The sequence below is a fragment of the Nocardia sp. NBC_00403 genome, from assembly GCF_036046055.1.
Taxonomy (GTDB): domain Bacteria; phylum Actinomycetota; class Actinomycetes; order Mycobacteriales; family Mycobacteriaceae; genus Nocardia.
In genome coordinates, this window is the sequence record NZ_CP107939.1 from 7,641,086 (window position 1) to 7,667,859 (window position 26,774).

Annotated in this window: 17 protein-coding genes; 10 read left to right on the top strand and 7 right to left on the bottom strand. The window is 64.0% G+C overall.

All coding sequences use genetic code 11. The features are described 5' to 3' along the window. Positions 1 to 305: 305 nt before the first annotated feature. The 4 genes from OHQ90_RS34265 (at position 306) to OHQ90_RS34280 (ending at position 5,046) form a co-directional block, all read left to right on the top strand. Positions 306 to 1,511 carry a DUF7373 family lipoprotein gene (locus tag OHQ90_RS34265; RefSeq protein ID WP_328404684.1) on the top strand — a complete coding sequence of 402 codons (1,206 nt, stop codon included), beginning with the start codon at positions 306 to 308 and terminating at the stop codon, positions 1,509 to 1,511. Between the two features lie 8 nt (positions 1,512 to 1,519). Then, entirely contained in the window at positions 1,520 to 2,776 is a 1,257-nt protein-coding gene (locus tag OHQ90_RS34270) for a DUF7373 family lipoprotein (protein WP_328404686.1), read from the top strand. Positions 2,777 to 2,869: 93 nt separating this feature from the next. Then, on the top strand, positions 2,870 to 4,426 hold the full coding sequence (locus tag OHQ90_RS34275; protein WP_328404688.1) for a serine/threonine-protein kinase: 1,557 nt from the start codon (positions 2,870 to 2,872) through the stop codon (positions 4,424 to 4,426). 191 nt (positions 4,427 to 4,617) lie between these two features. Further along, on the top strand, positions 4,618 to 5,046 hold the full coding sequence (locus OHQ90_RS34280) for a hypothetical protein (RefSeq protein WP_328404690.1): 429 nt from the start codon (positions 4,618 to 4,620) through the stop codon (positions 5,044 to 5,046). Between the two features lie 240 nt (positions 5,047 to 5,286). Here the strand turns inward: OHQ90_RS34280 and OHQ90_RS34285 are convergent, their stop codons facing one another. The 3 genes from OHQ90_RS34285 to OHQ90_RS34295 are packed head-to-tail and all read right to left on the bottom strand — an operon-like array spanning position 5,287 to position 7,762. After that, entirely contained in the window at positions 5,287 to 6,570 is a 1,284-nt protein-coding gene (locus OHQ90_RS34285; RefSeq protein ID WP_328404692.1) for an acyltransferase family protein, read from the bottom strand. After that, entirely contained in the window at positions 6,567 to 7,526 is a 960-nt protein-coding gene (locus OHQ90_RS34290) for an SGNH/GDSL hydrolase family protein (protein ID WP_328404694.1), read from the bottom strand. The genes OHQ90_RS34285 and OHQ90_RS34290 overlap by 4 nt, the downstream gene beginning before the upstream one ends. A gap of 14 nt (positions 7,527 to 7,540) precedes the next feature. Beyond that, positions 7,541 to 7,762: a hypothetical protein gene (locus OHQ90_RS34295; protein WP_328404696.1), complete on the bottom strand. Its 222-nt coding sequence runs from the start codon at positions 7,760 to 7,762 to the stop codon at positions 7,541 to 7,543. Between the two features lie 692 nt (positions 7,763 to 8,454). Between OHQ90_RS34295 and OHQ90_RS34300 the strand changes: the two genes are divergently transcribed. From OHQ90_RS34300 to OHQ90_RS34310, 3 genes are all read left to right on the top strand, one after another. Beyond that, positions 8,455 to 8,958: a hypothetical protein gene (locus tag OHQ90_RS34300; protein ID WP_328404698.1), complete on the top strand. Its 504-nt coding sequence runs from the start codon at positions 8,455 to 8,457 to the stop codon at positions 8,956 to 8,958. Positions 8,959 to 9,087: 129 nt separating this feature from the next. After that, positions 9,088 to 10,467, top strand: coding sequence for an MFS transporter (locus OHQ90_RS34305; RefSeq protein ID WP_328413305.1), 1,380 nt, complete (start codon positions 9,088 to 9,090; stop codon positions 10,465 to 10,467). Positions 10,468 to 10,795: 328 nt separating this feature from the next. After that, on the top strand, positions 10,796 to 11,077 hold the full coding sequence (locus OHQ90_RS34310) for a hypothetical protein (protein WP_328404700.1): 282 nt from the start codon (positions 10,796 to 10,798) through the stop codon (positions 11,075 to 11,077). Between the two features lie 213 nt (positions 11,078 to 11,290). Here OHQ90_RS34310 and OHQ90_RS34315 read toward each other — a convergent pair whose 3' ends face one another. The 4 genes from OHQ90_RS34315 to OHQ90_RS34330 form a co-directional block, all read right to left on the bottom strand. Further along, positions 11,291 to 11,647: a hypothetical protein gene (locus OHQ90_RS34315; protein WP_328404702.1), complete on the bottom strand. Its 357-nt coding sequence runs from the start codon at positions 11,645 to 11,647 to the stop codon at positions 11,291 to 11,293. Between the two features lie 119 nt (positions 11,648 to 11,766). Then, positions 11,767 to 12,414 carry a dihydrofolate reductase family protein gene (locus OHQ90_RS34320; protein WP_328404704.1) on the bottom strand — a complete coding sequence of 216 codons (648 nt, stop codon included), beginning with the start codon at positions 12,412 to 12,414 and terminating at the stop codon, positions 11,767 to 11,769. A gap of 203 nt (positions 12,415 to 12,617) precedes the next feature. Continuing rightward, positions 12,618 to 14,177: a multicopper oxidase family protein gene (locus OHQ90_RS34325; protein ID WP_328404706.1), complete on the bottom strand. Its 1,560-nt coding sequence runs from the start codon at positions 14,175 to 14,177 to the stop codon at positions 12,618 to 12,620. Between the two features lie 280 nt (positions 14,178 to 14,457). Further along, the gene (locus OHQ90_RS34330) at positions 14,458 to 14,700 is read right to left on the bottom strand and encodes a hypothetical protein (RefSeq protein ID WP_328404708.1); all 243 of its coding nucleotides are present in this window, start codon (positions 14,698 to 14,700) and stop codon (positions 14,458 to 14,460) included. Positions 14,701 to 14,908: 208 nt separating this feature from the next. Between OHQ90_RS34330 and OHQ90_RS34335 the strand changes: the two genes are divergently transcribed. From OHQ90_RS34335 to OHQ90_RS34345, 3 genes are all read left to right on the top strand, one after another. Further along, positions 14,909 to 15,055, top strand: coding sequence for a hypothetical protein (locus tag OHQ90_RS34335; protein WP_328404709.1), 147 nt, complete (start codon positions 14,909 to 14,911; stop codon positions 15,053 to 15,055). A 187-nt stretch (positions 15,056 to 15,242) separates the two neighbouring features. Continuing rightward, entirely contained in the window at positions 15,243 to 16,838 is a 1,596-nt protein-coding gene (locus tag OHQ90_RS34340) for a hypothetical protein (RefSeq protein ID WP_328404711.1), read from the top strand. Positions 16,839 to 20,702: 3,864 nt separating this feature from the next. Then, positions 20,703 to 26,711, top strand: a complete 6,009-nt coding sequence (locus tag OHQ90_RS34345) for a phosphotransferase (RefSeq protein WP_328404713.1) — start codon at positions 20,703 to 20,705, stop codon at positions 26,709 to 26,711. Positions 26,712 to 26,774 lie beyond the last annotated feature (63 nt).

The window sequence follows — 26,774 nt, forward strand, 5'->3', positions numbered from 1 at the left end:
GAACCCGACCAGGTTCAGGCAATATCGGCGAGATCAACGTACCGCCGCCAGGCGGAATCCGTCCTCGCTGGACGCCAGCCAGTTCCATACCGTATTCAGCATCGCCGTCCGCCATACCCGCCGACACCCACCTTCCGAATTTCTCGTTATCATCCCAGCTCCCCGTCACAGGGAAGGATCGCAGCGGCACGGGCGAGTCACGACACTGTTGCTGCGGCTACCAAAGCTGCGGTGGCACATACCGATCGGTCCCCGGTAGCATCCCCCAGGGAAACATGCTCGGCAAGGGGGAGGGGCGATCCGTCATGGGATCGAACGCGGTTCGGACCGCACTGGCATTGGTCGGGACCGTGGTCGTCGCGATCGGGGTCAGCGGGTGTGGGGCCGAACCGGACGTGCCGGTAGCGCCGGATCCGGTGGTCGACCTGGCGCAGCTCGACGTCGGCGGCAACGCGACCAAACCACACGCCTATGGCACGCCCAAGACGCTCGAACAGGCCAAGATCGTCGAAGCCGAGCGACTGGCGAACTTCATACCACTCGCCTCCGACATCGACCCACGCTTCGCGCACGGCTACAAGCTCACCTCGAAGGTGTTCTTCGATCCGAAGTACTCCGACCTGGGCAATGCCATCAAGCTCGAGAAATTCGCCGAGACCGCACCGAATTTCATCACCGGCTTCGCCAGCAGCGGCACCACCGACCCGAACGTCCAGGGCATGGATTTGATGAACGTGGTCATGGTTTTCCCCGACGAGCAGAAGGCCAAGGACGCGGTTGTCGCGCTGGAACGCTCCGACTTCGAGTACAGCAACCGCAACCAGGCCGTGGCGATTCCCAAATATCCTGCGGCCAAGGCCCATTGGCAGCCGCACGAGCAGTCGATCGGATCCTGGTTCGCCGCAGGCAAACTCGTCGTCTACAGCTGGGTCTACGACTATCTGCGGATCGCAGCGAGTGAAGTGGATCTGACCACCTTGGTGAGCCTGGTGGAAAAGAGCCTCGACGTGGTAGTTCCTTCGATCGCGAAGTTCACCCCGACCCCGCCCGACCAGCTGATGAATCTACCGGTCGACATCGACGGGATGCTCGGTCGCACGCTGCCCCGAATCAATGAGGAACTCTTCACCAATCCGCCCGGCGTCTACACCGGGCTCGCCGGACTGCACTTCAGCACCACACCGATCGAGGCCCGCCCAGCGCTGGAGGCCGCCGGTGTCGACCGGTACGCGCGGGACCACGCCATCATCTACCGGACCCGCGACGTGGCCGCTGCCAGGAAGCTGCTGGCGCATCAAGCCGAACTCAACAAGAAGCTCCGCAGCGTCGAGCCGCCGAATAACCTTCCACAGGCCAAGTGTCAGGAGTACATCGGCAGCGACAAATACGTGATCCGGTTCTACTGCTCGGTCTCCTACGACCGCTATGTCGCCCTGGTCTGGTCGGATCAGCTGGTCGATCTACAGCAACGAATGTCCGCCCAATACGCGCTCCTGGTGAACGCCGAATGAGGTTCTCCATGCAGAATTACCAGCGCCGAATCGGACCGGTGCGTACCTGCGCGATCGCGATGACCGCGGCTGCGCTCGTGCTGTTGGTCGCCGCGTGCGGATCCACCGTTCCCGGTGTTTCGGGGCCGGGCGAAATAGATGTCCGCAAGCTCGATGTCGGCTCGTATCCGACCGTGCCGTACCACGCGCACAACGACGACTATGCCCCGAGCTTCTTCTATCGGCGTGAAGTCGCGGCCATGCGGCTCGCCGAGTACGCCGCGACCGCCCACGACATCGACCCACGGTTGAAGACCGGATACTTCCCGTACAGCATCTTGCCGGGCGTCATGCCCGACAAACTGGGGCGTCCTGCGGATCTGGAACCGATCGCCACCCGAAACAAGCTGGTCAACGGATTCATATCGAATGGATCGGACAAGGACTTCAGCCTTTCCATCGGTGTCGCCCCCGACGATTGGCCGAAGAAGTTTACGGCGGACGAGACGATCATCACCTCGATGATCATGCAGTTCCCGGACGCGGGGCTCGCCGAGCGGGCGGCGAGAGAGTTCTACGAGGCCGACCTCGCGGTCGACCCGGACCAGAACCAAGCGGTGCCCTTGCCGAAATATGGTGAGGCGCACTCGTATTGGCATCCAGACTCGCCGTTTCTGCGGACCATGCTGGCGCGCGGCCCGTACGTGGTGGCGTTCCTGTTGTCTACTCCGGGCGTGGATCTGAACGCATTGCGCACGCTGGCCGAGAGGTCCTACGACAAACAGCTGCCGCTACTCGAGCAAGCGAAGCCGTTGTCCACCATGGAAATGCTGCAAATACCCTGGGATACCAGCCATCTCTACAGTCGCGCGTTGAACCCGAACAAGTCCCTGGTGCCGTCGTTCAGCACCCGCCAAGTACTCGTCGGCCGCCAAGGCATGCTGCACCTCAGCAAGGATCGCGAGCTGGCCGAAAATCGCCTCGCGGCGATGAACGCGGACCAATTCGCGACTGTCGAAAGCACAATGGTCGCGCACACCGCGGACGCCGCTACGGCCAGAAGGATCGTCACCGATCGCCTCACCCTGACTCCGGTCGCGCGCAACGCTACAACTCCGGCGAATCTGCCCGATTCGGCGTGCGTGGAAAACGAGCCGTCGAAGTCGTCGTATAAATTCACCTGCATCGTCGCGTATCACGAGTACGTGGGGTTCGTCTCCCACCGCAGCCTCGCCGACGCCCAGAAACAGGCGGCCGCTCAGTACGCACTTTTCGCGAACAGCTAGCCCGCGGGAAATGACAAGACCCCGCCCGAGCAATCGGCTCCTCCAGGCATCACAATCGGCCCCCACGGCCGACGCAGGAACAGGACGGCAAAGATGGCGATGAGCCCCGGCACCATCGTCGGCGGATATCGGATCCTGGGGGTACTCGGCGCAGGCGGCATGGGCACTGTGTACCTGGCCCAGCACCCCAGCCTGCCGCGGCGCGACGCGATCAAGGTGCTCGGCACCGAGCGCTCGGTAGACGACGAGTTCCGCGCGCGATTCGAGCGGGAGGCGAATCTCGCTGCTGGACTGGATCATCCGAATATCGTCTCCGTGTACAACCGTGGCGAGGAGCATGGTCGACTGTGGATCGCCATGCAGTACGTGGCGGGCACCGACGTCGCCGCGGAGATGACGCGTGACCCGCATGGCATGAATCCGCTACGCGCACTTCGGATCATCACCGAGGTAGGCAAGGGGCTGGACTATGCGCACCGAAAAGGCTTGCTGCACCGCGACATCAAGCCGGCGAACTTTCTGCTGTCCACCGCAGACGGCGACGAAGAGCGGGTCCTGCTCACCGATTTCGGCGTCGCGAAGGCTTCCGACGACACCAGCGAACTCACCCAGGCGGGCAGCTTCGTCGCGACCATCGCCTACGCGTCGCCCGAGCAGCTCTCGGGGCTGCAACTGGATCCGCGCTCGGACATCTACAGCCTGGCCTGCTCGCTCTACAAGCTGCTGACCGGGCAAAACCCGTACCCGTCGACGCAGCCGACCGTGGTGATGATGGGGCATCTGCACCAGCCGCCGCCGCTCGCCACCGCGGCCAACCCGGGCCTGCCGCCCGCCATCGACGACGTGCTCGCCCGAGCCATGGCCAAACACCCGGCCGACCGGTTCGCCAGCTGCCGCGAATTCACCGACGCTGCCGCCGACGCCATGCTCCCAGGCCGTGTCCCCGCCCTGACCAGTACCTCCCCCATTCGGGTCGGCGCACCCCTGCCACCGACCGATCCGCGAATTCCGGTGGCTCCCACGGAGCTCCGATCGATCCCCCAGCCTTCTGGCAAACGCTGGGGGGTGATCGCGGCGGCCGCAGCCGTCGTGGTCGCCCTCTCGATCAGCGCGGGCGTGCTGCTCACCGGCCGCGACAGTCCAGGTGCCGCCCCCACCGCAGGCCCCGCGACCGCGACATCCGCGCCGCCGCCGACGTCGAAAGATCAGGCCCGCGCCCAGAATCCCCGGTTCATCGGCACCCCGATCTTGATGGTCAACATCACCGGCACCGGCCGCACCGCCGAACCCGACATGGAAGTCTTCCTCGACACCACCCCGCCCACCAGTTTCCTGCACGACATCGGCCTCACCTACCACCCGTCCTTCGCCAAGCAGGGCGACGAACCATCCCCCCGACCGATCGGCAAGGACAGCCAGTACGTCGCCTTCAGCGCCGTCACCGAGGGCTACATCCTCGCCGTCCGCAGCGACGCCCGCGCAGGCGGTGGCGGCCTCCTCGGCCTCCCCGGCGCCCTCCTCGACACCCACGCGACAGTCCTTGTCGTCGACGACCCACAAACGGTCAACGCCATTCGCTATTGGAACTCCGACTCCGAACAGATCCTGCTGAACAAGCTGGTCCCGGTACTGAAGACAGGGATCAAGTAGCCGTTCGGGTGCCGACCTCCCTCGGGCATGTCAACGCCCTAACGCCGTCCATCCGCCGTTCGTGATGGGAGACATGCCGCTGATCCGCGGTGGCCGGCCGATGGCGTAGTTCTGCGCCGCAATTCGAGTAGTGCATCACTCACGCCGATGCGCGCAGTATCTGCGAATCTTCGCATTACCGCCATCACCAGGTGACGATTCCGAAGACCTCATCGATGGCGCTTGCCTGGCGGGGAAACAGAGTAGGGAGACGAAAATGTCGGTCAAATCCGATCCACGAGAAGGATGTCGCCGACGTCGCGGCGGCGGTGCTGGCCGGCGGACACGACGGCTGGATCTACGAGCTCACCGGCCCGCAGTCGCTCACCCAAGCCGAGCAGGTCGACATCCGTGGCACGGCGCTTGCGCGCCCGTTGAGCTTCGAGGAACTCGACGACGCGCCGGTCCGGGAGCAGATGGCGCAGTTCATGGACCCCGCCTTCATCAACGCCCTCTTCGACCTGATGGCCGCAACCGTTGACAAGCCCGCACCGGTCAACGCCAACGTCGAACAACTCACCGGCCACACCTCACGCGGCTACGCCCAGTGGGTCGACGACCACATTGCCGACTTCGCCTGAACGATATTGCCCTCGGGACGGATCGTGGTCGCTTGTCGACGGCGACGGGCGGGAAGTCGATGCCGACGAACTCCGGGCCGATGTGACGGCCGCGCTTGTCGCTCCCGAGCCCTAGCCGACAGCGAAATGCGTTGCCACGCAAAAGGCCAGATCCGGAAATCGACCGGACCTGGCCTTTGTTGGAGCGAAGCTGAGGCGGCTCGAACCCATGATCTCTGTCCGAGAATATGCCGGTGGCGATTACGCGGACTGCTGGATCGGCTGCCGAGGTCGCCCGTGGGCGAACCGACGCATGATCGGTAGGTCGACCCACTGATAGATGGCGGCGGCGGCCACTAGGGACAGCACGAAGCAGAGTGCGGTGCATCCGAGCCAGCCGAGGAGTCCGAATTGTCGTCCGCCGATGACCAGCCGGCTGACCAGGACCATGACGGGGAATTGGATCAGGTAGAACGCGTAGGAGACGTTGCCGAGCCACACAATGGGCCGGGATGCGGTGAACCCGGAGATTCCGCGCAGATCCCGAACCGCGACGGTGGCGATCAGGGCGCACATCGGTCCAACCACCAGGGCCGACATTTTGAAGGACACCGGCACCACGTACGTTGCGGCGTAGGTGACCGCAAGCGCGACCAGCGGCAGCGTCAGCCGGGTGTTGCGCCACCGCCCTTCGATCACCATGCGTGCTGCGATCATGCCGACGAAGAACTCCGGCAGCCGCGAGAGCGGAAAGTTGTAGCTGAACCAGTACGACCGCACGACCGGGATGTCTTGTTGGCGGAACCACGCCTGCGAGGCGTGCAGATCAGTCGACGGGGACACATCGCCGGGGACCAGGCGAGGGACGAACGGGTTGGCGGTGCTGGTGGGACCGTCGAGACCGAAGTGGTAGGCGACGTTCATCAGGATGATGAATGCCAGCAGACCGATGACCCAGGGCAGCAACCGGTCGACGCGGATGCGCCGCACCAACGGAAGAACCAGCGGGAAACTCAGATAGAACGCCAGGTCTGTCGCCAGCGACCACGACGGGACGTTGAGCCCGCCCACCGTGGTCCATTTCGGAAGCCAAGTGTGAATCAACAGCACGTTCGGCACCCAGACGACGATGCGGCTCAGTGGCACGGAGGCCACCAGGATGAACATCGCGGCTGCGACCAGATGGGTGGGATAGAGCTTGAGTATGCGGCGACGCAGGAAGGCCACCGTGGAGGTGCCGGGCCGGAAGGACCAGTAAATGATGAAACCCGACAGCACGAAGAAGAACGTGACAGCCGTTGCGCCGAACTGCATCGGCAGGAAGTTCTGATGGATCGTGCGGAACAGTTCCGACTTCTGGAACGGGTAGGTCGGTAAGAACACCAGCGCGTGCAGCAGGAAAACCGCCGCGGCTGCCCACCATCGCGCCCCGGTCAGGCCGGGCAGATTTCCGCCCGGCCGGATCGTGCTCGACGAGCCGGAGGTAGCGGGCGCCGTGGATGGAAGCGCCGAGGTGCTCGGCGCTTCCGTGTCCGAGGTCGTCACCGGGAGATCCAGTCACGCAGCCCTGCCGCCATGACCGCATCGCCCTTCGCAGTGGGGTGCAAAGGCATCCCGAGGAAGTCGGCGCGCGGATCGAACACCCCGTTGACCCACGGATCGTCCGAACATAGACCATGTCCCGCGGTGATCGGCTTGGCGTTGAAGAACTCCAGTTTCAGGATTTCCGCCGCCTCGCGCTGCGCTCGGTCGAGCCGATCCATGTACTCCACCACGGCCGCACCCCGGTCCTGGATGAAGGCACCCACGCCGAGAATGTTGACGCACAACTTCTGTGTTTGCGGGGGGACCAGTTCCGGATAGCCGACCAGCACGATCCGTGCCTGCGGCGCGTAGTAGCGAATGTAGTCGATGACGGTCTTGATGCGGTCCGCGTACTCTTTTCCGGTCACCGCCCGGTAGTCGGGGCTGCGGCCCTGCTCGGCGGCTTCGAGACCACAGCCGTCGGTCAGGTTGAGAATGCAGGGATCCATCGCGGTCCACAGCATGGTCTTGTTCGTGCCCCAGGTGTCGTTCATACCCAGCTGGATCGTCACCACTTTGGTGTTCGGACCGAACGCCCCTGCCTTGTCGGCCAGACGAGCCTCGTGCACCAGGTTGTAGGCGGTCTGGCTCTGGATCGAGGCACCCGAACACGAGACATCCATGAATTCCGGTGTCCCATGAATCCCCATCAGCTGGCTCAGCTGGGTCGGCCATGCCGACGGACCGCGCCGGCACTCCTTCTCATCACCATTGAGCCGAACACCGTTGGCGGTATAGGAATCGCCGATCACCACAAGCGACTTGCCGGCGGCCGGTGTCTTCTCCGGTTCGGCCGAGGCAACCGCCGCGCTACCGCCGAGCAGCGCGACGGTGAGTGCCGAAAGAACAACATGAAAAAGCTTGGTCGTCCGCAACGAGCCGCGGACCTTTACGCCGAACTGCATGAAAACTCGCACACCAATCTTCTCGGTCAGTAACCGGGATGCGGCTCGAAACCGGGGTCCGGCAGTGTCGGCGGCGCGGGCTTCTCCGCGGGCGCGGTCGGCTTGGGTTGCTCCTGCGGCACGGTCTGCTTGGGTTGCTCCACGACCGCGGGCGTCGTCGGCAGCGGGTTCGGCACCTCGACCTCGCTGGTCGGCGGGCTCACCGGAGGCGGCACCGCCACCGAACTCGACTGCGGCGCACTCGTCACGGGCGGGGCGACAACTGTAGTGGACGTCTTTGCAGGTTCCCCGCCATCCGAGTCGCTACACGCGGTCACACTCGACAAACCGATCACGGCAAGGGAGAGAACTGACATAACAACAGGAGATCTACTCACAAACATCCTTCATCATCGAAACAGCCTCGTAGACAGCCATGCTGAACCAGAAGAGTTGGCATCAAGTCCGGATCGGGCAACAGCCTCGAATTGGCATGCCGACTGTAGCCGAAGTTGTCGCTGTGTGCGACTGGCGACATCGACGGCGGACCGGACAGAGTGGTCCTGTCGACACCGCGCACCGCCGTTGCGCTGCACCATAGCCCACGACACCACAGGACGTCGCTCCGGAACAGCTCTTGTCCCGCGACACAGGAAACCGTCGCCGGGATAAGTCTTGCCTGCCCGGTACAACGCGTGCGGCAAAGTCTCGGCCGGATCCAGCGGACCGCGGTTCTGGGGTTGACCGGCGTCGCCTCCTCCACACCTGTTGATGCGCGCCGCCCCGATGACCGTGTCGACATCGCGCACGAGCAGGTTTCCGGTGCGTGTTCGTGAATTCCGGCGGCATCCACCGCTCGAAGCGTGAGTGAGGGGCATCACATTCTCCCACCTTGCTACATACCCCCTAGGGGTATACATTTTCCATGGGTCGAACGAACAAGATCGGAGCGTCCAGGGCGATGACCACGCAGACTCACACCAATGCGGGCGCGGACCGCACCATCACCGATATCACCCCGCGAGACCTCGACAAGACCATCACCCTCGGCGCGAATCTCTCGGTAGCAGACACAGGCGAACCGCGCCCCACCCTGGAGCCCACGCGCACCGCGATCGTGGACGGGTACGAGGCGACCCTGGATGACGAACTCGCGCCGAGCGAGGACCGGCTGCTCACCCTCACCGCGCGCAAGGACGGCGAAACGTTCATGGACCGGCAGCCCCACCCCGCCCGTCCATGGCCACTCGGTGATCCTGCGCGCGGGCGATCCGACCTCGCCCACATCCGCCCGAACGGCGAACCTGGTGACGGATCGACCGCACCCGATCCGGATGTCGCTTTCCAGACGGCCGCGCCCGGCTCCGGAACTTACTGTCTGCACTTGACTTCCAGCACGGTGACGTCCTCCGCAGCGCCGCCTCACCCAGCACACCACCAATTCCTGATCACTGAAACCTGCTGAGCGTGTGCATGTTCCACCGCTGCGCCGCCTTTTCCCGAAAGGAGCCCGACGTGTCCGAATGCCGCTGTCCCAGGACCCGTGATCCGCCCAACTCATTCCAAGGATGTGTTTCCGATGCGTTCCATGCCCATGATCACCACACTCTTCGGCCACCGTGACTACCTGCGACTGTTCACCGCTCAGGTGTCGGCTCTGTTCGGCACCGGGCTGACTACCGTCGCACTCGGGCTGCTCGCGTACGAACTCGCCGGAGCCGACGCAGGCGCTGTCCTCGGCACCGCTCTGACCATCAAGATGCTCGTCTACGTGACGATCGCGCCAATCGTGGCAGCCTACGCCGACCGACTCCCCCGCAGGCTTTTCCTGGTGGCGCTCAACGTGATTCGAGCCGTCATCGTGCTGACACTGCCGTTCATCGACCAGGCGTGGCAGATCTACGTTCTGATCGCGGTGCTGCAAACCGCCTCGGCCGCTTTCACCCCCACCTACCAGGCGATCATCCCCGACATCTTGCCCGATGAGCGCGAATACACCAGAGCGCTGTCGGCCGCGCAACTGGCCGCCACCATGGAAACGCTGCTGAGCCCGATGCTCGCCGCGGCGGCACTGACCGTCATGAGCTTCCACTGGCTGTTCCTCGGCACCGCAATCGGATTCGCCGTCTCGGCCGCCTTGGTGATCACCACCCGCATCCCGAACGCGACAACCGCCACGCAGGGCTCCTTCCGGCAACGGATCACAGTGGGCATGCGGATCTTCGCCGCGACACCGCGGTTGCGCGGCCTGCTCGGATTGAACCTTGTGGTCGCCGCCGCCGGATCGGTGATCATGGTCAACACCGTCAATTACGTGCGCGACATCCTCGGCGGCACGCAGTCCGGAGTGGCGATGCTCTTGGCCGCCAACGGGTTCGGCACCATGATCATCGCTCTCGCGTTACCCCGGGTCCTCGATCGAGTCGGTGCCCGACCGGTGATGTTCGCTGGTGCGGCCACGCTGATTGCCGGACTCGGCTCGGCCACCGCGCTGTCCACCGCCGATGCCGGTGACTGGCGGTGGGGCGCCGCTATCGCGGTGTGGGCCCTGACCGGTTCGGGCACCGCGGCGGTGCTGACGCCGACCGGGCAGGTCCTGCGGCGCTCGTCGCAACCCGCCGACCGACCCGCGCTCTTCGCGGCGCAGTTCTCGCTGTCACACCTCGCCTGGTTGATCACCTATCCGATCGCCGGATGGCTGACCACCGCCGCCGGTTTCACCACCACCTGGATAACGCTCGTGGTGTTCGCGGGCGCGGGAATCACTGCAGCACTGCGGATGTGGCCACGCCACGACCCTGAGGAGCTGACTCATCTGCATGAAGTCGGCACCATCGACCCGGCCCGGCTGTCCGGCGCCGACCGCGTGGACGAACGCTACTACCGACACTCCCACGTCTTCGTCATCGACGCCGAACACCGCCACTGGCCGACACCGGCGGGGCGGCAACTGGAAACTGCCGCAGCAGCCTAGCGATCGACACTGCTCGAGGCGAGATGCGAAGCGGGCACCTCGGTTTCGGGTGCCCGCTTCGTCATTCGACCGTTTCAATGCCCTTCTGGCCGGGGGAAACCGTCGGCGGAAAGCGCAGGCTGGTTGCGACCGGCGCGAAAACTGTCTTCGCCCACACACTGTCCAGTGGCCGATGTGGACAATTGATCGGCTGATCGACGACACAGCCGACGAGTCACGCAAAGTTCAGCGGGTTCCTCGCGGAACCGGGCGGCTTCGATCACAATCCAGCAATGCTGGGGAGGATGAGCGCAGTCGGCACACAGGCACGCACGAAGGCGAGCGCACTATGCGCTCGGATGGGCAAGCGCAGCAAGGCGATCGGCCATCGAGCCGGTTGACCAGCGCGTACTGGCGCGGTCTGAGCTTCTTGCCCTACCAGGCCGGCGACCACGCCGAGGTCGCACGGATGCTGGACCTAGCTGAAGATTCCGCGGTCCAAGCTGTCAACGAGGCCGAGCCTGGTCAACTTCTGGTAGCACTCGAGAACTTGCACCCAGTACTGGAAACCCGCGGCCGGGCCGCCTGGGATGCCGGCGAACTGGAATCCGCCGAGAGCTATTACCGATAGCTCACCGAACTCGATCCATGGGATGCGAACGTAAACGCATGACTGGCAAACTTCCTACGGGCTACCGGACGTAGGGATGAAGCGTGCAACTGCTACCTCCATGCCGCCCATCTCGGCGCATCAGCCACGATATACGCGCGAACGCAGGCGGCTCAATGAAGCACCGGCTACGTCAATTCAACCGCCGACTGTGCGCTGACGTGTCCCGGCCTGTCATGGCAATCGGTTCATCGAGGGGCGCAGCCTGTCGAGCGGGGTTTTCCACAGCCAGAGTGTCAGCGCCAGCAGGCTTCCGATTATTGCCGCTCCAAGCGGAACATGAACGGCCAGCATACTCGAAGCTCCCAATACGGCCTGCCCATTGACGACAGCGAACAGGCCGACGCAAAGGAGGACTGTCCACCCCGGCAATGGCACTATCCGCCATGTGACCACGCTGGCCACGGCCAACACGAGCGCGCATGCGGCAACGCCCATCGAGTTGACGCTGTGGTATTCCAATGCCGGATAGTCGCCGGTTAGGAAACGCCCTGCCAGCATTGCCTGAACGAATCCGTCCGCGGTTGTCACCGTAGCGACTATCCGTAGAATCAGATAGGCCGCACACGCACGACCGACCGGCCTGCCCCGGACGGTACCGCGCCCCGAGCACGCGGACGGTATCCGGCGACTGGCCGCTTCGGGAATCGTCATACCGATGTTCGAATGAATCGCGCGTGCATCACCGCTGATGACGCGACCAGTGTGCTGTAGGTGTAACCCTCGAGGGTTCCCATGCCGTCGAAGAGTCGCTCGCCGGCCCCGAGCAGGATCGGCACGATGACAATATCCAACTCGTCGACCAGCCTGTCCTTCAGGAACTGGTGGATTGTCCGCACCCCACCGCCGAGGCGCACATCCCTGCCTGCGGCAGCCTCGAACGCCCGCCTCAGAACCGCCTGCGGAGTGTCGTCCACGAAATGAAACGTTGTTCCTCCGGCCATCTTGACCGATGGCCGCGGATGATGGGTCATGACGAATGTGTCGTGGTGATAGGGCGGGTTCTCGCCCCACCAGCCGGTCCACGACTCATCCTGCCATGGGCCCCGAATCGGACCGAACATGTTGCGGCCCATAATCGTCGCGCCGATACCTGCGTCTCCAGCCGCGGCGAAGTCGTTGTCGATCCCCTCCTCGCCGCCTTCCATTCCGATCGCCGCACGAGCGGAGCGGGTGGCGAACGCCCAGTCGTGCAGCTTGCCCCCGCCCACGCCGAAAGGGTTGTCCAGGCTTTGGTGAGCGCCTGCGGCAAAGCCGTCCATCGATATCGTGAAGTTACGTACACAGAGCTTGGGCATGTGCAAGTTCCTTTCAGGAAACATTCTCAGTCGGGCCGCCTATCGGCCCTCGACTAGTCATCGAACGATCAGGAACCAGATCGACAAGCAAGAATGTGATTCATATCACAGCCATCGAGCATCGGTGCGTTCTCCGCGAATTGCAGAGTCCCGCTCCGCATTTTGGGCGAGTTCGCCCTTGTCGGCTCCCGACGCAGAGTTCGTCAACGGGTGGCGAAGGTCGCCATCATGGCCATGTCTTCGTGCTCGAGGGTATGGCAGTGCATTACGAAACGGCCCGGGTAGTCAGTGAATTTTACTGCTACCTCCGCCACTTCACGGGCCGCGAGGTTCACGGTGTCCTTCCATCCCGCATCGGACGGACGGGGTGGTCGTCGGTTACGTGAGAGCACTTGAAACTGGTTGAGATGTACGTGCACCGGATGGTTGAAATCGGTACTGAAACGCCAGATTTCGAGGTCACCGAGTCGAGGGTCCGCCGCGGGACGCTGGGCGTCGAAGGGCAGTCCGTTGATCAGCCAGCCTCTCATGTCTCCCATGTCGCCGCGACGGAAGTCGAAATGGCGAGTGCGGACAGCGGTTTTCGGGTCATGTAATTCGATGTCGGCAAGCGTGTCGGGGACATGTGAGGTATCCGCGCTGCGGTCCGCGATGATGAACCGCATGATCTCACCGGTCCTGCCGGTCCCGAGATCGTTGTGGATCGTGACAAGGTCGCCGAGGGCACATTCGGTGAAGTCCAATATGGTGTCGAATCGTTCGCCGGGGGCAATGTCGATGGCGGTCAAGACTTGCGGGTGGGCGAGCAACCCACCATCAGAACCGATCTGGGTGAAATATTCGGCGGCGGCGGCCTTGGATTCGATGCGGAGTCGGTAGACCCTGGCATTCGACGCGTTGAGCCACCGCAACCGATATCTCGCGGTTGTGACGCGGTGCGTTGGCCACGGGACGCCGTTGACCAGAATGACATCACCAAGGACACCTTGGGTGAACTCGGCGGTCACTCCTGGAGTACTTGTCATCGAGGGATCGATGCCGGGGTATATCAGTGCGCCGTCGGCGGCGAATGCGCGGTCGGTGAGCATCAGTGGAATATCCCTGGCGCCGGATGGCAGATTCAGTGCACGCTCAGCGTCATCGTTGATCAGATGGAAACCGGCGAGCCCTTTCCATACGCTGGCACCGGTGAAGTCCATCCGGTGGTCGTGATACCACAGGGTCGCGGCCGGCTGACCAACGGGATAGTCATAGTCGCGTTGTCCGCGCATGACCTGACCGGCCGCATCGTGACTTGTGTGTGCCGAAGCCCATTGGGCGGGGAGCAAATAGTCGGTCGGGAACCCGTCGGAGTCGTATGGAACGTGACCGCCGTGCAGATGCACCACAACTGGTACCGGCAGGTGATTGCGATGGGTGACCACAGTTCGGCGCGCACTGCTCGACTGCAATGTGGGGCCGGGGAACGTGCCGTTGTATCCCCAGATACGCGTGCTGTAGCCAGGCAGGATCTGCACGTCCGCAACCTGCTGAGTGATCGCGTAGTAGTCGGTCGTTGCGTCGCTGCGGGTCGGGGCCAGAACGCCCGGAATCGCCAGCGCCTGCCCGAACGGCTCGGGCAGTCTCGCGGTACTTGTCAGTTCAGAGCCGAGGGTTGTGCCGCCCGTGACCAACCACGACACGCTGAGCGTGCCTGCGCCGACAATTCCGGCGCCGGTCAGCGCGGCCCCGAGGAACTTCCGCCGGTTCGGTCGCCCCGTCATGAGGTCGACACTTCGGCAGCCGTGGTCCGCGCGGAGCGTGCCGAACGCTCGTGATGTTCGCCGACAATATCCGGGACGGTGGATGGCTTCATCGACTCGGTACCAACTGTCATTCGGTGCGTCGCTTTCATCCACCTACCGCTCTACTTGGATTCGCGAACCCGGGTCGGCCGGGTTGGCTCTTGAACGCATCGAATGGCGGACGCCCAGTTCGACCGCTCGTCATATGATGTACATCACATGACGAGTTCGCGGGTGTTCAGGTGGGGCGGAACTCGAATCAGGAGTGCGGTTCCTGGATGGAAACGATTGCGGCGCCGGCGAATCCTGACTTCTTCATCATCGACACGTCGAACAGCGGATGCGTAGTGCGGAATTGCCACACCATGAAGAACACGAGCAGCGCGATGGCGAGCGCGGCCAGCGTCACCGTGGTCGTCGAACCCCAACCGAGCGCGTTGCCGCGGGTCAGGCAGTAGACCCCGGCCACAAGTCCGCCGGTCAGCAGCAGCGAGCCGCTCAATCGCCTACAGCGACACTGAAATCGAGATACAAGGCCCGCCCGAAACCGACTGATGCCGCACGCCCAGCCCCACGAACATCCCATAATGCCGATGAGCATTCCACGCGCCCCCTCGGCCATCTGGATCCAGTATCACCAAAATTAGTTGCAAAGAGACTAGTACAGTGAATACTATGCCTTCAGGCGGACCGACGGATCGGAACACGAAATGAGCAAGGCAACAACAACATTGGCAATCGCCGACGGCGCCCGCGGCGCGAACAAGGCCAAAGCCGAAGGCAAGTCAGCAGGCCAACCTGCTGTCCCCGCCCCGGAAGAAATGTTCCGCCACACCCACTGCCACACCATCGACTGAGACCAGCCCGTCACCGCAAACCCCAGCGAGTAGCCCTGCCCCGAACGCCGGGCCACCACACGGTGACTCGGCCCCCTGGCACGACGACGCGGCGCAGCTGGCGGACCCCAGGGTCGGAGTGACCTCGGCACCCCTATCGCTGCCCGCGGCGAAGGGACCGCCGAAGGGCCGAAAGAGATTGCCTGATATGAACGAATCGTTGCGGGTCGATGCAGACCTACTGCGGGCGCTCGCTCCGGAACTCACCGCCCTCGCCGATTTGGCCCACAAAGAGCTGACACAGCTGAAAGCCACGCTCGAGGCGGAAGGCCAGTGCTGGGGCGACGACGAGCCAGGCCTGACCTTCGGCGAAAGCTACGTACCGGAGGCAGAAAAAGGGCTGGCCGGCTATGCGAACCTGGTCGAAAACCTGCACAGGACCAGCGGAGGTGTCGTGGATGCTGCCGACGCCTTCCACAACCATGACCAGGACATCGGCAACCAACTCCGCAATCTGCAGCGCGCCGGCGTCGAACCCGGATGGCACACACCCACCCCGTCGTTCGATCAACCGATCTGGCCCAACCCTGGCTCATCACCATCAGCGCTGCACCTGAACGGTTCTGCGTCGAATCCAGGACTCGGCACCAGCGCCGGCAACCTCAGCGGAACCTCCGATCGCCACTCTCGATACGAACAGCCGCAAATTCAACCGCAGCATCCCGACTATGACACCAGCCCTGGAAGGCGCGACGGGCAGCCGATAGACCAGGCTCCCGGCTCCATCGCACCACGGCCTGCCCGGGACTCCGCACCACCGCCTGCCCGGGACCCTGCACCACCGCCTGCCCGGGACTCCGCGCCACCCGATGCAGCGGGCGCCCGATCCGGAAGGCCCGAGCGCACCGCAGTCGCCGGGAAACCCTTGGAAACACCGTGGTCAGGGCCCTCAGCAGCCACACCGTGGCAGCGAAAAGTGGCCGGTACGCCGGGCTTGACCATCGGGGCCGGCGCGCCGGCCCCGCGAAGCGCACCCGGCGGTGTTCCGCCCGGCCGAGTGTTTCCGCCGCAGCCCGGAACTCCGGCACCGGGCGCGGCACGCCCCGCGAAGCGCACAAAGGCCGGCCGAAGCGCGAAAACTCGTCGGCCCCATCCTATTCCGATCCAGCCGAAGCACGTCGAGACCGACCAGGCAGCCATGGAGGTTGCGCGCGCGCTTGCCGCCAGACACGGCCTGCGGATCGTGGGGTTCGAGACCGCCGGCATCTCGGAACGCACGGTGCATGAGATCGCGGCGGCCGTCGACGACATCCTCGGGAAGTACCCATTCCTCGACCTCGGTGGGATCGAGATCACCGAACTCGGCGGCCACGCGGTGTCCGATGTGAAATGGGATCTAGCAGCGGGATGGATCATTCTCGACCGGACCGCGGTGGCCAACCCCACTCCGTCGGTACCCGGATCCGATGAACCGCCCATGTATTCGACCATCGTCAACGACCTCGGTCGGATACTGGAGGCGACCGCAGGTCCACGCACGCGGCAGCGAGCGCAGGCGTCATTGATCACCGAATACTGGCGAATCAGCGGGCCGTGGAACCGAACCGACACGCTGGCCCACATCGTTGCCGGCTACCGGAAGTGGCGCGCACAACTGAGCGGCCACAGCTTCTCGGGCAGTCGGTTCGAACCCCGCGCGGCGCTGGTCGAAGCGTTCACCGAGGTCGAACTGCGCGGTGACAAAGCCTGCGGACCGGCAAAAGTGCTGCACCAGTTGGTCGTCGAGAACGCGCGAGGACACTAGGGGCGCAGGGTGACAGGGCCACTTTTACCAGGAATCCCCCCGGGTTTGCAGGACATGGCCTTCGGGCACATGCCGAACGCGAGGATCGCTGGAATGTGGCGGGCCGCGGACGCTTGGTCGGATTCGGCCAATGGGCTTGCTGTGGTCCTCAGTGGGATCGAAGCTTCGGAAGCGCGCGCGGTGCTGACGGCTGATGGCGTCACCGCTGAGGCGATACGGTCGCAGTATCGGGGGCTCGCCGACGATACGCGACAACTAGTCGAGTTCAGCGACAGTATGGCGAGGCTGTTGTACGAGACAGCCACGATGCTCGAACTCGAGCAATACATGGTGCGTGCCGTTGCATTAGTGATGGCGGCGCAGTGCGCGTGGGACGTGCTGATGGGTCCCGCCGGTATCGCGAAAATGGCCACCGATCGAATCGCAGGCGAGACGGCGATGAAGGTGGCATGGCGCGAGATGCTGTCGCAGCTATGGCGCTTGATGGGGAAGTTCGCGGCGGAGCATCCACGACTGGCGATCGTCATTCGGGGTGCGGTTATCGGTGGCGCGACCATGGGCGGGGCCCGTGCGTACGCCGAAGGTCTTCAGGTCGTGCACGGGGATCGGAATGGGGTGGGTTGGAAGACGGTCGTGGCCGCGGTCTTGGTCGGCATTGCCGGAGGGGCGGCGGGTGGTTCCCTCGGCGCTGACGTCGCACCCAGGGTGCGTAGCTTGGGAGCGAACGCCGTTTCCAAGGCGGGGCAGATGGTTTGGCGTTCAGCGGCAGTGCTGGCGGCAGGCACCGCGGGTGGCGCGGCCGGTGGCGCGGCGGGTGGCCTGACTGCGGAGGGTCTGGCCACAGGGAAGCTCGAGGGCAAGAACCTGGCCGAAATGGTGCTGATGGGGATCACCAGCGGCACGCTCAGTGGCGTGGGCGCTGGAGTGCGGAGCGTGCGGGCCGGCGGCTACGCGGGCGCACCGGTCACTGGGAATGATCGCGTGCGGACGCCGTCGGATGTCACATCACACGTCCAACCCACCCCGCCACACGCTAGGCAACCGCTGACCGGATCCGGAGACGGTCACGCACCTCGACCGAAGTATCGCACCCCCGAGGTGACGGTGATCGGGAAGGCACTGTCCGATAGCGTTGGCCGCGACATCGATCTCATAAAGATGGAGCCGAGAGCAGCGCGCGACACAGCTGCCGACCGCTTGAACATCCCGGCCGCCGCACCCGACCGTGTCAGGCCAGCACTTGATTTCGCCAATTTACGGACCCCGACCAACCACGAACTCCTGCGTTTGACCCATGACCAGGCCATGGGGGCGGCGCGACCGAGCGATCCTGGAGGAGGGTCGACACCGCACCCGAAAGACACTGGCCCGCAACCAGGTTCATCGCCATCGCCGCGATCCTCACCCATACCGCCCCCATCGGGGGGATCACCTCACTCACCGCTCGGCCACGGCCCGATCCATCGATCGGCAGTAGTGACACCCCGGAGCACCGTTTTCGCACCTCCGCGCATTGTTATCAGAACGGGCGAGCCGACCGGCCACACCAACGCCGTCGAGCCGCGCGGCGCCCGCACCGGCCCGGACATGGCCGTGGAAGCCCCCGCCAGTCAACGGGATGTTCCTCCGACACCGTCGACGCACACCGTGGAGTTCGATCTCAACGTCGGTAGCGACGGCAAAGTTATGACAAGTCCCGATGAAGCCGGCGCAGTAGCAACTGCCGAAGGGGTCAATGCCCTTGCCGGCGAGCAGACTTCGGCAACCGAATCGAACATCTCGCAGGATAATTCGGTGCATCAGGGCGGGCAGGACGCCACCGGTACGGCACCGCCGAGCACGCACGGCGAGACGTCGCCGCTCACCCACGATGACGGCAGCGGGGAGTTCGTGCCCGTGCGCAACGAACGCGCCGACCTCGAGTTCCGGGCCGCATTCGCTCGCGAGCTGGCGCAACTACTGGGCACGGGGGCATCGGAAGCTGCACCTTTGCCGCCGAGTCCGACGGTTGGCGCGAACAGCTCAGGCGCGCAGGCAATCTCGCCGAGCATAGTTCCGGATCACCCGCCCTCGCCGCCGCCACAGGCCACGCCTGAGGGTAAAGGCCCTGTGCCACAGGTTAATTCATCGCAAAAGACTCTGGATGCCGCACCGGCGGCATCGCAACGCTCCGTCGTTGACGCGAGCAGCCCCGCCGCGCATGCAAGCCCACCGAGAACAGCCTCGGAGATCGCGTCCTCGACACCTGCGCGAGCAACCCTCGACAACAGCGCCGCCCAAGCAGCCCAGTCGAGGACAGTTCCGGACCCACCACCCCCTACGCCACGACTGATTCCCGAAACGAACGAGCCCGCTGCGCATTCAGCAACTCCCCACCCCATCTCCGACACAAACAGCCCCGCCGCCCGCGCAGCCGACCAGACAACTGTTCCGGATCACACGTCACCGATACCGCAAGCTCCAATCCTCGACACCCACAATCTCGCGGCACAAACCACACCAAGGACCGTCCCGTATCTCCCACCCTCGCCGCAGCCGCACTTCACCTTGCACACGAATAGCCTTGTGCCGACCACGAATACATCGAGCCCTACTCGCGACGTCATACCGGTCGCACCGCAGCAACCCGCCGATGATCCGAACTACCTTGCCGGACAGTCGGCTACACCGAAGCCGGTTCCAGAGGTCGGTCCGCTACCGCGGAGCCCCCACATAGATCCAGCCGCGACCTCGAGGGATTCACCGAACCCGCTCGGCGCAATGAGCGGTCGACAGGGCGGCAACAACGAGAAGCTCGAAGAGTTCATTTATCCGAAGCCGCTCACCGTCCAGGATCCTCATCCGGATGACTCTCCGAACCCGCATCGTCGAGACATGCGGGAAGTTCCGGAACAATCACCTCAGGACCCTGCCTATATGCCGATGCCGGGTGTTCCAGATCCGCCGGAGCAGGAGCGATCCGGGACCATCACGCCACCGATACCGCATGTCCCTGGTCATTCACCGGCGCGTTTGCCTGCCACACCTGGCGGCGGCACCGCACCGTTCACGGCCCCCGACAAACCGGAAGATCCGCGCACTCCGGTCTCGCCATGGACCGGGACGAAGACCCCTCCGAAGCTCACGCCTGCGCCCCACACCTCCGACCCGCTTGTAGCCAGACCACCTGCATCGACAGAAACGCCTCCCATGGTCCGCAGGGCCAATCGTTACAACGCTCCCCCGGACCGGGAAATCCCAGGCGCACCGACTGACCCGACAACCCTTCCCGGCATCGACGATCCCAGCCACAACCCCGATATCAGCGGACCTCCCCTTATCGAAGGCCCGCCACCCCGGCAAAGGGCAGCACAGGTCAAGCCGGTCAAGCCGGTCGAACGCCGACGTCTGGACCCGTGGGCCAAAGCGACGATGGACGGCAACTCCGACGACGGGCCGCCCAAGCGTCGGCGCGAAAAGCCGCCGACCGCATCAGCGCAGGACGCGTCGGCGGCGACCGCGTCCCAAAGCTCCACACCGGCGCCGGAGCCTGCATTGCCCGAGGATGCCCCGACCTCCGTGCCAGGATCTGCTGATCGATCCCGGCCGCCCGCACCGAACCCGGCCGACCTCGCCGAACCGGCGACAAACGAGGATCACCCCAAGCCGTCGCCGTGGCGACGGCTGCGCGGAGAGCAGTTCGATCCCGGGCAGCTCAACGCCGCGGCCAACGGTTCAGAGGCGGACGCATTCGGCGAAGGGACGAAGCCGGTCGGTTCGCCGCGAAAGGGGGACGCGCCGCAGACGGAAGCCGTGGCGTCGGGCGGCGGTGTGAGGAATCGGCCGCCGTCCGATGACGAGCGCCGGACCGATACGGAAACCTTCGTGGAGTTCGTGTCAGGCGACGAGGTTGTCGACCTGCTACGCCGGACCGATGAGCTGGTCGACCAACTGACGGCCGGCTCGGTGCCGGACACGGTGGCAGCCAGCAAGCTGCTCGTGCAGCGGATGGTCGGACTTACCTTCGGGGTCGAAACGCGCGAGCGGGGGCGGCTGTCGGTGCGGGCGAGCGATGGGCCGCTCGGCCCATCGCTCGAGTTCGAGCTGTCGGACGGTGCTGAGCGGCTGGCGTCGTGCTCCGTGCAGTCCCCCGACGACTGGAAGATGGAGGTGCAACATCTCGCACATCGGTACGGCGAGCTGCGCTTGCTGGCGAACAGCACCCTGAGGCTGGGCGTGGATCAGTCGACGAAGGTCGGGTCGATGCTGGAAGAGCTTGCCGCACAACTCGACTCGGCCGAGGACGGCTGGTTGCGGATCGGGGTTTCTCCGGTCACGGAAAATACGCACGAGTTGTCGGCTTTCCTAGGCAGGCGCGCAGTGGTCGGGACCACTCGGTTGACGCTGGAAGTGCCCGCTACCGATGGAGTCGCCGATGCGGCGCCGCGGATCTCGATGGCGATCGATCCGGCGCAGAACCTGAACACCGTGATCACCAGTGCGCGTGGCGTGGTTCGGGAGCTGACGGCCAGATGGCCGACGGGCCGAGCCGGTATCGCGAGGGACGCGGCGGAACAATTGCTGCGGGCGGCGGCGGCTCGACATGACGACCCGAATGCGTTGTACGAGTTCGAGATCGTGGGTCGCGTCCAGGCGGGTATCGCGTCTGTCGAGTTTGCCATCCGCGACCCCAGGACCGGAAGGGTGACGGATCGAGGTGACATCTCCATAGCCGCGCGTGGGCAGGAGTGGTTGTACGGCCCGATGGGGAATGCGGACCTGTGGGAACTCGTGATCGAGCCGGACGCGAACCGGGATCGTGTCGTCCAGGAAGCATTCGAGCAGTTTCGGGACGTCAGCTGGGGGCTGGCATGGCAGCCGGAGCAGGAGGATGTGGCGTGGCTGCTCGCCGAGATGATGGTCGGCAACGTCGTCGACCGCCCCGGCACCAGCGGGGTGTTGGTAGTGAAGCGGCTGGGGGTAGGCCCCGCTGAGGTCGTCGGCATCGAAGTGCATGTGCGTGGCACGCAGGCGCCGGTGTTGAGTCTGGTCGAGCACGCCCATCACTACGGCGTCGAGGTGCACGGCCCGGCCAGCTCTACCGCGTGGATGGTGCTGCACAATGGGACGCCCGAGTCGGCGGAGCTGGCCGCAGCCCTTGCCGATCGTGGCACCGATGTGTCCGATCAGGATGTGGAGGTGGCGACCGATCCGCTACCACCGGGTTTGGGTGAGGCGCTGCGGTCGGCGACCACAGAGTTCGCGGATCTGCTGGTGCGCGAATCGCGCAAACGTTCCGGTGGCGACCTGGCGCTCACAGCGGTCGAGATGGAGCTCGGACAGGTCAGGTTGGAGGCCGTCGAGCGTTTTCATACTGCGCTGCCGCAGGATTCGGCTCAGGACGACATCGCGGACCGGAACGAGCTGTCACCACAGGCGGCCGCACCGCAGATCCAGCCGCTCGGTGGACAGGACCTGCCTATCGACGAACCGGCAGCGGAGGTGGGCAACAATCTGTTGACGGTGGCCGTGGACGCCCTGTTCGAAGATCCGCGAGCGTACCAGCTGTGCTTCGATGAACTCCCCGAGACGCAGCGGACAGCCATAGAGTTACGGCTCAAGAATCGGCCTACTGCTGAGCTGGTTGCGACTTTGGGGCAGAACCACGAAACCATCTACCACGAGGCCATCCATCGCTTTCGTGGACTATTGCTCGGTTATGCCGAGGCGCGTCCCGAGGCTGCTGCGGAACTGGCGTTGATCGAACGGTCTCAACCGGAAATTCTCGAGGTCATTGTCCAAAAGATTGAAGATCCCCTCCACCAGAAGCGCATCGCACTGCGATTCCTGCACGGCATGCCGCCGGCCGATGTCGCAGCCGAGACCAGGGAGGACGAAACATCTTTCAGATTGCGGGAGTATCGCGCCATTCAGCTGGTCGCCGGACTGCTCCGCCAGCACAGAGCCGTGGAATCCGGGAACAGCACATTCGTCGGGACTGTCCACCGCACGGACCCCGACCATCCACAGTCCTACGCCCTCCGGCGCTTGGTGTACGGCTGGGTCGGCAAAACCACAGGAGTGCCCCGCATAATTGTGGTCGAAGGACTGCTCAGGGAGCCGGGTCCGACCGCAAGAGCAGCCCTCTCCAGCCAGCGCGGCGAGATGGCGTTCCTCGGCTACATCGCCAGGAAGTTCGGCATCGAAATCACATCCCTCGAAGAAGATGTGCGCGAGCAGGCCAGGGTCCTGATCGCGGGGAGCTCCCCTGAGGCAGTGTTCCTGTATTACGTTCTGCGGCAGATACCGCAAGGGATACGTGCACAGAATGTGTCCCAAGCAGATATCGACGAGCACGTGCGCGGCGCTGTAGAAATGTACGCCTGGATCCTGCCCGGCATCGTCGACCTCTACGCCAAATTCCAAGAACTGATGGAACGCTATTACTCCACGCAAGGATTTCCTCGTCAGTTCAATAAAGACGACCAACTTTGGCTGGTCGCGGAGACCGTGGATATGGTCGAAGGCGGCTTGACGATCTCCGAAGTGCAACTCGTGGCCGCGGCATGCCACGAACGAAGAGAAATGATAGCCGCGAAAAAGATACAAGATCTCGTGGACCATGACATAGCCGTCCTCGCAGCCTTCGGAATAGTTCATTTCGATCTCACGCGGCGACAGATGCCAGACTTTGCGGGAGACAACGACTACGAACTCGAGTCCGAAGTGCCACGGCCGGCGGGGAAAGGCGGCGCGCCTCCGAGCCGGGCCGCATTGGGGGTCGACGGGGGGCAGGCACTGGACCTGGATCTAGCGGTCGCGCCCATACCCGGCGGGCTGCAGCCGTGGGTGTTCGCCGGATTCGGTCCAGGAGATGCCCCGCACCCCGAGAAGCTGAAGCAGCCGAAACCCGCTGCTGACCCTCCCCGGCTCAACGAACCCGGCTCGCCGACACAGCAGGGCGGTCCGGCTGACCGCACTGGCAACAAAAGCTCCTCTGCCCCAAGACCACCGGGCGCTGTTGCGCTGGACGAACTGCGTAATCGGCTGAAGGCGGCGGGCTGGCCGGGGCACACGATCAACCCGATCGCACTTACCTTCGTCGAGGTCTGGGTGCACGCCGCGCAACGCTACCCAGATGCGGAGACGGTCGCGGCGCACCTCGAGGTGCGGATCACGGTCACGGGCGCTGCGGGCGACAGCGTCCTGCGCGTCGAAGTCACCGACACACAGCCCTTCCAACCTCCACTCGACAACACCGGCAGCCTGTCCACTCCGGAACGCTTAGGACAGACGATGGGCGCCTCGCACCTCAGCCACGCCGCCGGCGTCGTTCTACTCGGCGACGGCGGACATACGACTTGGTTCGAGTATCGGGAGTCGCAGCCACTGCGCACAGCACCAATGGGGGTCCTCGTCCCGGCAATCGCCAACCCCAGAGCGGGCGACGAACCGGCGACTGCGATCGCACCCCCAGAAGTGCCGGGCGTACTGCAGGCCGATCGGTACCGCTTCCTCGACGGCACCGAAGGCAACCCCACCGAAGGCAAGGCAATGTCCGGTGGCGAAGCGGTCACGCTCTACAACGCGGCACGCACACATGGTGACCTCGTGTCAGGGAGCGAGTACGACATGTACACGTTAGGAGACTTCGTCGTCCTTGTCCCTAGGTCCAGCCCCAGGGTCGACTACGTTCTCTGGAATCAGCTGGAGCTCCTCGAGGCTATCGCGTCCTTCGTGGATGCACCTCGCGTGCTCTACAAGGACAAACACAATCGCTTCCACATCATGCGGCGCATCCACGGCGAGCCGATCGACGCCCGCGACTACCCAGCGGTCGCTGCAGAACTCGATCGACTGCGCGCGCAGTATGCCCAGGTGCCTCTGGAGAGGCTGCCACGACTGCCCCGCTCGTACCCGAAATCAGGGGATGTACCTGGATTCCTGATGATGCTGGCCGGGTATGAGGATCGCGTCTATCAGGGCCTTAAGCAGAATCCACGCTACGCTGCGAAATTCACGGCCCTCAAAATTCCGGCGTCCTTGCTCGAGGGCTTGGCTGAGGTGTTCGCGGAGGCCGAACCAGAACAGTTCGCGCTGATCCACGGTGACCTGATCCCCAGCCACATCCTGAGAGGATCCGACGGAGTTGCTGTCTTCAACTACCGTCGGGCCCGCTACGGTCCACCGTCATTCGACGCAGCTGTCATCGAGCACCGATGCCGTGGCAATTCCCTCGATCTCTTGTGGTGCTTCCCCCGCCTGCTTCCGTACTTTGTCTATCTCGATATCGCCCAGGTGTTGCAGGACTACGTTCTCCTGATCGATGGATTGTACTACGGCACAATTGATTACGATCAAGCTCACAAACTCGCCTTGAATGTGTACATGGCACTCTTCACAGCCGATTCGGCCTGGGGCACCTGCAGGGAAGACTCGCTCGCCTATCTGCAGAACATGGTGGAGGAGTCGTTCAACCGACCACGCAACACTGCTGCCATCTCAGAGGCCGATACCCATGCACCCGGGGATCTCGGCGCTGACGCGCCAGGACAGCGTCGGGGCGACGGTGCGACCACCATCGTCGGCGCGCATCACCCGGCCCTTAACGAGCCCTCAACAGGGGAATCACACGGCTCGAGCAAACCCGGAGCCGAATTGGAGTCGGCCACACAGGACGACTTCAGCACTGTCGCTCGGCTGCCGGAGGCGGAGCAAGGCGACCAAGGGTTGGCCGTCGCCGACAGTGGCGACGGTAAGGGAGAAACGGTTGTCTCCGCAGATATCGACGCGACGAGGCTTTCGGTTCCGGCGCTGATTGTTCCGCAGTTCGGAGGGTACGATCTTCTCAGCGGACGCAAGGGGCAACCCATGTCACGCGACAAAGCATGGGAATTGCGAGAAAAAGCAATAGCTTCCGGCCAGCACCGGTTCGGGTATAGCAACGATGTATATCTGTACGGTCAGGTCGCGGTCCGCATACCCAAGGTCTCCGCCGACTTGTTGGATAAGGTGATCTGGCCTCAGCATCAGTTCATCACCGCGGTTGCTCCCTATACCGCCCGTATGCCCCAGCTGCTGTACGTGGAGTTGGATTCAGCGGGAAAGGTTGTATTCGAAGTCTATCGCAGGGTTTTCGGCCAGCCGGTCGATAGCTTGGCCGCCCCACCGGTCGCCAAGACGATAGAGCAGTTCCTCGAAGAAATCGCACAGGCACCCCTGAGTAGGTTCCCGCCACTGCCGGGATACTGGCCCGAATCCGGCGATGCCGCCGGATTCGTGCGCATGTACGCCGAAGATCTCCAGCAGAGATACCAACCATACTGGACCACGGAACCCTACCGTTCGATATTAATCGAACTCAAATTCGGTAACAGTTTGATCGAAGGCCTGGAATCAATAATCCGGAAAATGCGCTCCGAGCCATTCCAGCCGCTCCACGGCGACCTGACGATCCAAAATATTCTCGAACAGGTCAAAACTGGCCGGCACAGATTCCCGGCTTCCGATATCCCGCACACTCACCTCGTCATTGATATCGACCTTGCAACCTATGGCCCCCTGGCCTTTGACCTAGCCATCGTTTTCCATCGGAACCCGGGCATTGGGATGGAGACGCTCGCGCCCCGCAGTACGCTCTTGCCGTATATCGCCTACCTCGATATGGCACGCAGCTTCCACGATGTCGTGCGGCTAGTCGATGCGGCACGCTCCGGCACGATGAACCGTCGTGACGCGGAGAGCCTGGCCCGGAATCTCCTGGTGTCACTTGGCAGAACGTACAAAATCTGGGGCTTGTCGAGAACGCCACTGCCGACGGTCTCGGAACTACTGGACAGAGTCTCGGCCCCAGGATCAACCGACAACGTCGTTCCTGGCTTCCGCCGGCGGTAGCAGAACCCCTTGGAAGAATTCAACCTTCGGAGGTGCCCTGTGATGTACCGGCCGACGGCGAGA